The following is a 10875-nucleotide window of genomic DNA, read 5'->3' as shown; positions in this document are numbered from 1 at the left end:
CAGTCCTCCTATAAGCAACATTGTAAGAAAAGTGCGTTTGTTCATGACCTTCTCCTTATTTATGATATTCAATAAAACAACTAACTTTAATTCCCTTATAGTATATCATAAAATTCCTACTTCCAGACCAGCCCATACAGTACCGAGAACAGTAGCAATCAAATAGGTATGAGAAGCGTCTCAGAATTCAAGATTAAGGGGCCAGATTCTTAAAATCACTTCTTTCTGCAATAAACATTAAATTGCGTAATAAGATTTATCAATTGATGAAAGCGCTTCGATGTAGTATAATGGAAATCCGACATTCATTTTTAAAAAGGAGTTATTATGTCAAAATCATCTCTTCAAAAAGCCCTTGTGCTTTTGAGCACAGCGGCTCTTGCGGCAGCTGTAAATGCTGTTCAGGCTGATGAGAATACTCCAGCAGTCACTACTAATCCTGCTCCAGTAGAAAGCAGCGCAGCAGAGGCAAAACCAACGACTGCTGCAAGTCCTACTGAGACTACTGCGACACCAGAGAGCACGGAGCCTAGCTCTGCTATTTCCCCAGAAAATACCAGTGGAAACGCTGATGCTTTGATGGCCATGGCTCGCAACGTCGCAGCTACTGAGGACACTAAGCCCGTGGAGGGACAGACTGTCGATGTTCGTATCCTAGCAACGACCGACCTCCATACCAATCTGGTCAACTACGACTACTATCAGGACAAGCCGGTGGAAACTTTGGGACTGGCTAAGACAGCCGTGCTAATCGAGAAGGCCAAGAAAGAAAATCCAAACGTCCTATTAGTGGACAATGGCGACACCATCCAAGGAACGCCGCTTGGAACCTATAAGGCAATTGTAGAGCCTGTGGAGAAGGGCGAGCAGCACCCTATGTACGCTGCCCTGCAGGCTCTGGGCTTTGAAGCTGGTACGCTAGGAAACCATGAGTTCAACTATGGTCTGGACTATCTGAACCGTGTGATTAAGACAGCTGGTATGCCACTTGTCAATGCCAATGTGCTGGATCCAGCAACTGGTAAATTCATCTATCAACCTTACAAAATCATCGAAAAGACCTTTACGGATACTCAAGGCCGCTTGACGACTGTCAAGATCGGTGTGACTGGGATTGTTCCGCCACAGATCCTCAACTGGGATAAAGCGAACCTAGAAGGAAAAGTGGTCGTTCGTGACTCTGTTGAGGCTATTCGAGACATCATCCCTGAGATGCGCAAGGCAGGTGCAGACATCACTTTGGTACTTTCTCACTCTGGTATCGGAGATGATAAGTATGAAAAAGGCGAGGAAAATGAAGGCTATCAAATCGCTAGCCTGCCAGGTGTAGATGCTGTTGTAACAGGCCACTCCCATGCTGAATTTCCAAGCGGAAACGGAAGCGGCTTCTATGAAAAATACCCTGGTGTAGATGGTATCAACGGCAAAATCAATGGCACTCCAGTGACCATGGCTGGGCAATACGGCGACCATCTGGGCGTCATTGACCTCAAAATGACCTATACCGACGGTAAATGGAAGGTCACTGACAGCAAAGGCTCCATCCGCAAGGTGGATACCAAGTCTAATGAAGCAGATCAGCGCGTCGTTGACATTGCCAAAGAATCCCACCAAGGTACTATCAACTACGTCCGCCAGCAAGTCGGCACTACGACTGCACCGATTACCAGCTACTTCGCTCTGGTCAAAGACGATCCATCCGTGCAAATCGTCAACAATGCTCAGCTTTGGTATGCTAAGCAAGAGCTGGCTGGCACGCCTGAAGCCAACCTTCCTATTCTGTCTGCAGCAGCGCCTTTCAAGGCGGGAACCCGTGGGGATGCAACGGCTTACACAGACATTCCAGCTGGCCCTATTGCCATCAAGAATGTAGACGACCTCTATCTCTACGACAATGTCACAGCTATCCTCAAGGTCAACGGTGCCCAGCTCAAAGAATGGTTGGAAATGTCAGCTGGCCAGTTCAATACCATTGACCCTAACAATAGCCAACCGCAAAATCTGGTCAATACTGACTACCGGACTTATAACTTTGATGTTATCGACGGTGTTACCTATGAGTTTGACATTACCCAGCCGAAAAAATACGACCGCGAAGGCAAAGTCGTTAACGAAAATGCCAGTCGGGTTCGCAATTTGAAGTATCAAGGCAAGGAGATTGACCCTAAGCAAGAATTTATCGTCGTGACCAATAACTATCGAGCTAACGGTAAGTTCCCAGGTGTTCGAGAAGCCAGCCTCAACCGTCTGCTCAATCTGGAAAACCGTCAGGCCATCATCAACTATATCTTGGCTGTTAAAAACATCAATCCAAGTGCCGATAAAAACTGGCATTTCGCTGATACCATTAAGGGGCTGGACCTGCGCTTCCTGACAGCTGATAAAGCCAAGAACTTGATTGGTACAGACGGAGACATCGTCTATCTAGCGGCATCAGCTCAAGAAGGATTCGGCGAATACAAATTTGTTTATGTCGCACCGAAGACTGAACCAGTGCCAATTGAGCAGCCAAGCCGTCCGACTATCGCAGTCGAAGCAGCCAACCTGCAGCATAGCAGAGTAGACTTCCCTGTCTTGACCGCTACCCCTAACACAAACAAGCAAATTTCCCACAGACAAGCAGGAGCAGAAAGTCTCCCAGCGACTGGAGAAAAGACGTCCTCACTCGGACTCTTAGGACTTGTCATGACCGGACTTGCAGGAATCTTCGCCCTAAAAAAACGGGAAAGATAATAATAATTAAAAAATCAGCAGCCAAAACGGCTGCTGATTTTATTTTTTAAAGACTGTCATTGCTCAATTCCAACAAAACACTGACTGCCGTCAAGGCATAAAGCGGAGCTGTTTCAGCCCGCAGGATACGTGGACCTAGACCAGCCGATACAGCCCCTGCTTGGCGAAAGACTGCTATTTCATCTGGCGATAGACCGCCCTCCGGTCCGAAGATAAAGAGCACTTTTGCTCCGGCTTCCAAGCCTGAAAGATCTCGGACTAGTGCTGCAGTTTCTCCTTCTTTGGCTGATTCTTCATAGGCCACGATGATGCGGTCAAAGACTGCCAAGGCCGCCAGAAAGGCTGCCTTTTTATCAAAGAGTCGAACCTCAGGAATCAGATTGCGTTTGCTCTGCTCTGCTGCTCCTTGAGCAATTTTCTCTAGCTTTTCACTCTTTTTGGCTAGCTTTTTGCCATCCCATTTGGCCACCGACCAGTCCGCTGGAAAGGCCCAGAGAGCATTGGCTCCTAGCTCCGTTGCCTTCTGAGTGATAAACTCTAACTTATCACCCTTGGGAAAACCTGAAGCAATGGTCACTTGGACCGGTAACTCAGTATTATCTGCTAGCTCCTCCAAGATTTCCAAACTCTGCTGAGCTGGATCCAGCACCCGCGCCAGCCGTTTCACTCCATCATCAAAGACCAGCGTGACTTGCTCGCCCTCCTTGAGCCGCATGACCGAAAACATGTGTTTAGCTGTGTCCTTGTCCGTGATGACCAGAGGAGACTGAGCTTTTCCTTTTATAAAATACTGCTGCATCTAACCACCTATCACGCCTGAAATGTCCTGCGTTTTCTTAAAGACACAGGCATTCCATTCGCCCTGAATCATATGCGTTTCCAGGAAAAATCCTGCTGCTTCCGCTGACTCGCGCACCATTTCCCACTTCTCAGAAATAATCCCACTCATAATCAGATAGCCCTCATCCTTGACCAGACGGTAGGCATCCTCTGTCAGACGGATGAGAATATCGGCCAAAATGTTGGCAACGATAACATCCGCCTCGATTTCTACGCCTCGGAGAAGATCACCCGGCGCCACATGGATATTTTCCATACCTGGATTGAGCTCAATATTCTCCTGCGCCACGCGCACCGCCACCTCGTCTAAATCATAAGCGTAGATGTCCTTAGCGCCCAAGAGAGAGCCGGCAATGGAGAGGACACCACTGCCTGTGCCTACATCCAGCACAGTTTCTCCGCCCCGCAAGACCTGCTCCAGCGCAAAAAGGCTCATCTTGGTCGTCGGGTGAGTGCCCGTACCGAAGGCCATGCCAGGGTCCAGCTTGATGATCTTCTCACCAGCTGTCGCCTCATACTCCGTCCAGGACGGTACAATGGTCAAGTCATGGGTGATACGAGCCGGCTCAAAGTATTTCTTCCAATTGTCCGCCCAGTCTTCCTCGGCTAGTTCCTGCCGAGTCAACTCAATGTCTCCCGTCTCCAAGCCGAAGCCATCCAGCTCAGCCAATCGCTCATTGGCCTGGGCTACAATGACCTCTATATCTACCGAATTTGGGTAGTAGCCCGTAATCTTGACCCGTTCGCTCTGCTCAACCTCTGGAAAAAGCTCACCGTACTGGTCAACCTGCCCCAGATAATCTGCACTGTCATCAATGGCCACGCCCTGACTGCCCAGCTCAATCAGAATATTAGAGGCCGCTTCCTCCGCCTCACGCTTCACTTCAATCGTTAATTCCTGCCAAGTGTCCATGTTACTATTACTCCTTGTCATATTCTAATCCAACTTCTTGAAATATGTATAAACGTAATACTTCTTGACATAATTCAAGAAGTTCATACATTTCATTAAAATCTGTTACTAGATTTTTATATTTTGATTTCTCGTCTCCATGGGTATAGTAGTTACGACTATCATACAACTTTTCAACAATACTCGAGATGGAATCCTCAGAAAACTTGCTGTTCTCTATTTTACCTAAAGCATTTGTAAATAAATCTAGCAATTTCTTTCTTAAGTCATTATCTTGTCTTTGATATTTCAACCTATTTCTAAAGATTTTTTTAAAACACTCATCAACATTGTTATTAATAAAATCAAACACTCTTTGTTTATTTATATCTTCTTCTTTAGAAATATCAACTCGTTGTTCACCTCGAAAATTCCTAGCATAGACTTCTAAGTTACGGATAGAATCGATAAAACTATCTTCAAGATAGGGAGCCCCATGCAAATTAGATGTAAAACTTCGAACAATAAATTCCAACCGTTCACTTTTATCAAACCAATTATTTATAATAGCTTCAAAATTGCAACCCAGTTTAGCCAATGAAATCCTGTGTAGTTCATGCTTGTCCCATTTAGTATTTTTTCTTGAATGTTGTACAAAATATTTCCCCTTAATTATAGGCCAGTTGTTATCCTGACGTTTTTCGCACAAAAATTCAATGGTTAGAAAAGACAGAGGTTTTTCAGACAACATTTCAACTAATTCCTTAATCCGTATTGAAGTCTCATAACATTTCTGCAAAGAGACCTTTTCATTTTTAGAAGAGGATAGACGAATTTTATAAAATTGTTCTAAGCTTAATGCGTCATATGAAAAAGTATAGCTAGCTACATCTTCAAATTTTAAATTCTCTGATTTTATCAAAATTTCCGTAGATTGATATTTATCAATATTTACAGCAATATTAAAATTTCGTTGTTTGAAATCACGTTCCGCACTTATAATTGATTTTCCAATCCAATCTTCTAAATGATCAAAAGAGAATTGGTAATACTGGACTTTAGTATCTTCCAATTCGTCAATCAATTCAACTATCAACTCTTTGAAATTTTTCTTATTTGGAAGCCATTGATAATTTATCTCAAAAATTTTAAAATTTTTAATTCTATACTTCCTTATTGGAAAGCCTGGAGCATTTTCTGTTCCAAACGGACTACCATAAGATTCCAAAATTAATAGATTACCTGAGGAATCAAATCCATATATTTGATCAACAGGATTACCAAAATTAATAGATATAGCCTCATCATTTGGAAATTCCCCGAAAATTTCTAATACAATCTCATTAGGTGAGTATGTCAAAATACCACTATTTGCTTCAGAGCTAACTACCTTTGATTTATTATCAGAAAAATATCCTTTGATTTCAAAGTCTTTATCCCATGAATATGATTTATATGTTAATTTACTCATATCTTTTAGAACCTATTTACCCTCCAAATAATCGCTCAACCTGTCCTGCAACTGCGGAATAACCTTTTCATCTGCTAAGAATTGGCTCACATCCATCATCTGATAAGCTTGACCCTCATCGCCAAAGACGATACTGGCAAAATCTTCCTGAGTGATAGTTCCCACCATAAAAATAGAGGTTTTGTCTGGATCAAGCATTCCTGGATATGCCTTAACCCAGACAATAGCCGTTTTTTCAAGTTTCAAACCAAGCTCTTCAAAAACCTCTCGTTGGACGCATTCAAAAGGAGTCTCCTCTTCCTCGTGGCCACCGCCCGGCAGCTCCCACATATTAGGGTATGGAATGGTTGAAATATCGTCTCGCAAGATGGTCAGCAACTTGTCATCACAGAGCAAGGCAATCTTGCAGCCAGAAAACTCCTTCTGTTTGTGCAGCAGATCTAGTCCTTCTGCATCTTCCATAAGCGCCTCCTAATACCTCGGATAAGGATAAAAGGTCTTCTCAGTCAAGTCAGCTCTGCCATTTTCAAAAGCCTCAGCATTCCAAGCCATCTCAAACTCTGCTGCCTCTGGATCTGCTAAGAAGTCCATGAGCGCATCAAGACCAGACTCAGCTGTTTGGGTTAGAAAATCCACGAAATAAGCCAGAAACTCTCGCGACAAGCCCTTCTTAGGCTCATAGGGAAGAACTGCCAGATAATCGTCCTCCTCAAAGTGAGACTTGGCCGGATTGTAGAAAAGCACAGCCTCCTCAAAGTAAATATCTTCAGCCGATGCATTGCCCTCAGCATCAACAGTTTCAACCCCGCCTGGATTTTGCACCTCAAGGAGAAAGGCTACTTCCACCGCGTGATTCTTCTTATCCCAGTTTATCTCATAGTCAAAAGGAAAGCTCTTCCCCATTTCCTCGTCCAATATCTCCAAAAAACCGTACTTAGCCATGATTTCCTCTTTTCATTGTGATAAAATATTACTATCTACAATAGTAACACAAAACGCTAAGAAAAACACTTGCAGAAAGGAAATCTTATGCCAGAAAACCTAGCCCTGCGCATGCGGCCTACCGACATTGATCAAATCATCGGACAGCAGCATCTGGTCGGACCCGGGAAAATTATCCGCCGTATGGTTGAAGCCAACCGGCTGTCCTCGATGATTCTCTACGGGCCACCCGGCATCGGCAAGACCTCCATCGCCTCGGCTATTGCCGGCACAACCAAGTTCGCCTTTCGGACCTTTAACGCCACCGTAGATAGCAAGAAGCGCCTGCAGGAGATTGCTGAAGAAGCGAAATTTTCCGGCGGACTGGTGCTCCTGCTAGACGAGATTCACCGCTTGGATAAAACAAAACAAGACTTCCTGCTGCCGCTATTAGAAAGCGGTCTGGTCATCATGATTGGAGCGACGACAGAAAATCCTTTCTTTTCTGTCACCCCTGCCATCCGAAGCCGGGTTCAGATATTTGAGCTTGAGCCCCTAAGCAACGACGACATCCGAACAGCCATTCAGCTAGCCTTGAGTGATAAGAAACGAGGATTTGATTTTCCAGTGGAGCTAGACGATGATGCTCTAGACTTTATTGCCATCTCTACCAACGGAGACCTGCGCTCTGCCTATAACTCGCTGGATCTAGCCGTACTCTCTACCCCAGAAGATGGCAAGGGCATTCGCCACATCACGCTCGATGTGATGGAAAACAGCCTGCAAAAGAGCTACATTACCATGGATAAGGACGGGGACGGCCACTATGATGTCCTCTCTGCCTTGCAGAAGTCCATCCGTGGCTCCGATGTCAATGCCAGCCTTCACTATGCAGCCCGACTCATTGAAGCCGGAGACTTGCCTAGCCTAGCTCGCCGCCTGATCGTTATCGCTTATGAAGATATTGGCCTGGCAAATCCAGACGCTCAAGTTCATACCGTCACAGCTCTGGAGGCGGCCCAGCGAATTGGCTTTCCTGAAGCCCGGATCCTCATTGCCAATATTGTCATCGATCTGGCCCTATCTCCCAAGTCCAACTCAGCCTATCTGGCTATGGACAAGGCCTTGGCTGACCTACGGAAGAATGGAAATCTGTCTATCCCCCGCCACCTGCGCGACGGACACTATAGCGGTAGCAAGGAGTTAGGTAACGCTCAGGACTATCTCTACCCTCACTCCTATCCCGGCAATTGGGTCAAACAAGACTATCTGCCAGATAAAATAAAAGACGCGGATTATTTCACCCCAAATGAAAATGGAAAATATGAGCGAGCCCTTGGTATGACCAAGGATAAAATTGATTACTTAAAAAAATGATGGCATCGTTTGCAAAAAATCATATTTTTCTCTTGAATTTTTCAAAATTTATGGTATCATAATTATAGAAACGCTGTGGTGTACGACTTCACACTTAAGTGTTGACCGACTATTTTTTGTATTACTAGGGAAACAAAAGACTTCTAACAGCGTGCAGGCCGTGTCACGCGGAAGCAGCTTCAGTTAGAGCGAGTTGCCCACCTGCTTAATTGCGCGGGTTCAATACAAATCGTGAAGGTCCGGCACCAATACAGCTTTTTCTGTTGCCTCCTTAGCTCAGTTGGTAGAGCAGTAGACTCTTAATCTATGGGTCGCAGGTTCGAGCCCTGCAGGGGGCATAATAATTTTTGTACAAAAAGCCTATCATATAGGCTTTTTTCGTTGCTCTAATACGAAGTTGCCCCACTTTTTGCCCCACTTTTTATCTTTTGTATTTTAGCGATCGAATCCGATCAAATTCTGCATCAATCTTTTCTTCCAATGTATGGCCATAAACCTCTATCAACATTGTTATATCTTTATGACCTAATACTTTTGCGATCACTCCTAAATCAATCCCACAGTGCCATAAATAACTCCCGTATGTGTGACGTGCGCCTTTTGTTGTGATTAAAGGCTCAATCTCCAAATCCTCTAACATTTCTCTTAAATACTTATTGACCGTATCTGTCAACGGAACTCCATATTTATACGAAAAATGCTGAAAAACTAAGCGCTCAGGATTATTTAATCCAAGTTCTTTATTAACTCTCTCTTGTAAAGCAATCAACTCACGCAAAAGCTCCATATCTTCTCTCTTAAGTGGCACATGACGTATAGAAGTCTTATTTTTTGGCGGAACAAATTTTCTTAACAAGGTATTATATCGCCTATAAGTATAAATACGATTATTCTCAAAGTCTACCTCATCTGAAGTTAAAGCCATCAATTCACCAAACCGCATTCCTGTCACAAATAAAAAATACAAAATAAAAGGTACAATCGATTTAAAATAGTCAAACCGTCTTCTTAATTCCACTAAAACTAAAAAATATTCCTCTTCGCTATGCAAGTATTTTTCATCCGTTTCCTGCTCTTTCATTCCTGGATATAATTCTACATCTTTTGTAAAATCATCAACCATCAACTTATCCCCAATAGCCATTCTCAACGCAGCTTTAACACCATTATGAAAACGCCGTAAAACATCCCTGCCAACTCGTTCACCATAGTTATTTAAAGCTCGTTGATAATCACTTCCTCGTATTGAAGAAATCTTTTCATTCCCAAATAATTCAAGAATAATCTTTTTCCTAGCTACATATTTTTGTTTAGTTAACTCACTTTTATTACTCGGAAGAATTTTTAACTCTAACCATTCCTGATACAACGACACCAAAGTCATATCCTTGCTCAGCCTTCCACCCAAACGTATTTTCTGAGCTATTTTTTCCGCTTCAACAATGGCCTCTTTCTTTGTTTTGAAACTACTTCCATGAGCGACCGTTTGACCTTTTTCCCTTACCTCATACGACCAAAGTCCTGAAGTTCCTCTTCTTCGATAACGAATATTAGCCATTAGATCTGTACTCCTAAAATTTCAGCTACAATTGTTTTAGGTACGATCATTAAACGTTTCCTATCATAAAATGAAAACCCCCTTTCCACTAGTAATTCTCTTGATTCCTTGATAATTCTCTGAGCAGTCGCTTTATTATAGCCCATACTCATCAACTCTTTGTCAGAGATAATATTTCCATTCTCCATTTCTATTTCCTTTCTAAATCCGAACATTAAGTAAACCAGGTTTCCAGTTAATTGATTAAAAATCCGAACGATTTTTTGACTGCAGAACCTATATAAGCATTCAGGAGACGAACATTCTATAAAAAAAGAAGCAAGCAAGCACCTATGCTCGCCTGCTCTCTTTTAGTTAATTATTCTTACGTTTCTTTGTATAGCCATAACCAGCAGCATAACTTACAACTGAAGCAGCTTACTTTTACGAATACCTACCAAACTTAATCCAGCAAGTAAAGCTCCTCCTACCACTGCAAGTACACTGCCTTTTTCACCTGTTGAAGGAAGGACAGAAGCTTGTGCGACTGGAGTTTTTGGTGCAGGTGCTTCTGGAGTTGGTGTTGTCGTCATCTTGTAATAGTGTACGTCAACTTCCACTGGTTTTGGTGCTTCTGGAGCATCAGGAGCTGTTACGGTAACTTTTTCAACCGCTACAGTAGGTGGAACTGGTTTGTCACCAGCTTTAGGAGCTCCAACGGTTGCTTTCTTCACCGCTACAGTGATTGGTTTTGGTGCTTGAGGTGCTTCTGGAACTGCCACATCTGTTTTAGTAACCTCCAAGTTTGGTTTCTTAGGCTCTTTTGGCACTTCAGAGGCCACACCAAAGATACCTGCTACAATGGATGTATTGATGTAACCTGGTAAATAATGACTACCGCTGAAGGTCACTTTTCGAGCCGTATCAAAGTTGAACTGTACACCATTTGAATCAATGACCCCACCTGAGGCTTGAGAGACATCTCCAGCGCCAGCTGAATAGCTGTTGCCTGCTTGGTTAATATTTCGACCTTTTACCAATTTAGAGCCGTCAAGCCCATTGAGTGTCACGGTTTGATTATTATCAATATCATTAAAGGTAACC

At 43.5% G+C, this 10875-nt stretch carries 10 protein-coding genes and 1 tRNA gene; 3 read left to right on the top strand and 8 right to left on the bottom strand.

Features of this window, described 5'->3' with window-relative positions; genetic code table 11:
* Positions 1-327 precede the first annotated feature (327 nt).
* Positions 328-2733 (top strand): bifunctional 2',3'-cyclic-nucleotide 2'-phosphodiesterase/3'-nucleotidase, encoded by a 2406-nt coding sequence (locus tag STRDD04_RS05375; protein WP_062200001.1) that lies wholly within the window; start codon positions 328-330, stop codon positions 2731-2733.
* A gap of 46 nt (positions 2734-2779) precedes the next feature.
* On the opposite strand, the gene STRDD04_RS05370 is transcribed toward STRDD04_RS05375, so the two are convergent.
* Genes STRDD04_RS05370 through STRDD04_RS05350 form a run of 5 tightly spaced genes read right to left on the bottom strand, consistent with a single transcriptional unit; the run spans position 2780 to position 6878 of the window.
* Positions 2780-3532, bottom strand: coding sequence for a 16S rRNA (uracil(1498)-N(3))-methyltransferase (locus STRDD04_RS05370; protein WP_062199999.1), 753 nt, complete (start codon positions 3530-3532; stop codon positions 2780-2782).
* Entirely contained in the window at positions 3533-4486 is a 954-nt protein-coding gene (gene prmA / locus STRDD04_RS05365) for a 50S ribosomal protein L11 methyltransferase (protein ID WP_062199997.1), read from the bottom strand.
* Between the two features lie 7 nt (positions 4487-4493).
* A complete protein-coding gene (locus tag STRDD04_RS05360; RefSeq protein WP_062199994.1) occupies positions 4494-5936 on the bottom strand; it encodes an ApeA N-terminal domain 1-containing protein in 1443 nt (480 codons plus the stop codon).
* Positions 5937-5948: 12 nt separating this feature from the next.
* Positions 5949-6398, bottom strand: coding sequence for an NUDIX hydrolase (locus tag STRDD04_RS05355; protein ID WP_062199993.1), 450 nt, complete (start codon positions 6396-6398; stop codon positions 5949-5951).
* 9 nt (positions 6399-6407) lie between these two features.
* A complete protein-coding gene (locus STRDD04_RS05350; protein WP_062199991.1) occupies positions 6408-6878 on the bottom strand; it encodes a DUF3013 family protein in 471 nt (156 codons plus the stop codon).
* An 87-nt stretch (positions 6879-6965) separates the two neighbouring features.
* Here STRDD04_RS05350 and STRDD04_RS05345 point away from each other — a divergent pair, with 87 nt between their 5' ends.
* Together STRDD04_RS05345 and STRDD04_RS05335 are read left to right on the top strand one after the other, a co-directional pair.
* On the top strand, positions 6966-8234 hold the full coding sequence (locus tag STRDD04_RS05345; RefSeq protein ID WP_062199989.1) for a replication-associated recombination protein A: 1269 nt from the start codon (positions 6966-6968) through the stop codon (positions 8232-8234).
* Between the two features lie 265 nt (positions 8235-8499).
* Positions 8500-8572 (top strand) — tRNA-Lys (locus STRDD04_RS05335).
* A gap of 83 nt (positions 8573-8655) precedes the next feature.
* Here the strand turns inward: STRDD04_RS05335 and STRDD04_RS05330 are convergent.
* From STRDD04_RS05330 to STRDD04_RS05320, 3 genes are all read right to left on the bottom strand, one after another.
* A complete protein-coding gene (locus STRDD04_RS05330; RefSeq protein WP_062199987.1) occupies positions 8656-9792 on the bottom strand; it encodes a tyrosine-type recombinase/integrase in 1137 nt (378 codons plus the stop codon).
* The gene (locus STRDD04_RS05325) at positions 9792-9980 is read right to left on the bottom strand and encodes a DUF3173 family protein (RefSeq protein WP_062199985.1); all 189 of its coding nucleotides are present in this window, start codon (positions 9978-9980) and stop codon (positions 9792-9794) included. The genes STRDD04_RS05330 and STRDD04_RS05325 overlap by 1 nt, the downstream gene beginning before the upstream one ends.
* A 213-nt stretch (positions 9981-10193) precedes the next feature.
* A partial coding sequence (locus tag STRDD04_RS05320) for an LPXTG cell wall anchor domain-containing protein (protein ID WP_156469064.1) occupies positions 10194-10875 on the bottom strand: 682 nt, incomplete at its 5' end.

This window comes from Streptococcus sp. DD04, from assembly GCF_001578725.1.
Lineage (GTDB): Bacteria > Bacillota > Bacilli > Lactobacillales > Streptococcaceae > Streptococcus > Streptococcus sinensis.
The sequence above is the reverse complement of the archived record's forward strand: the minus strand, read 5'-3'. Positions and strand labels throughout refer to the sequence as shown.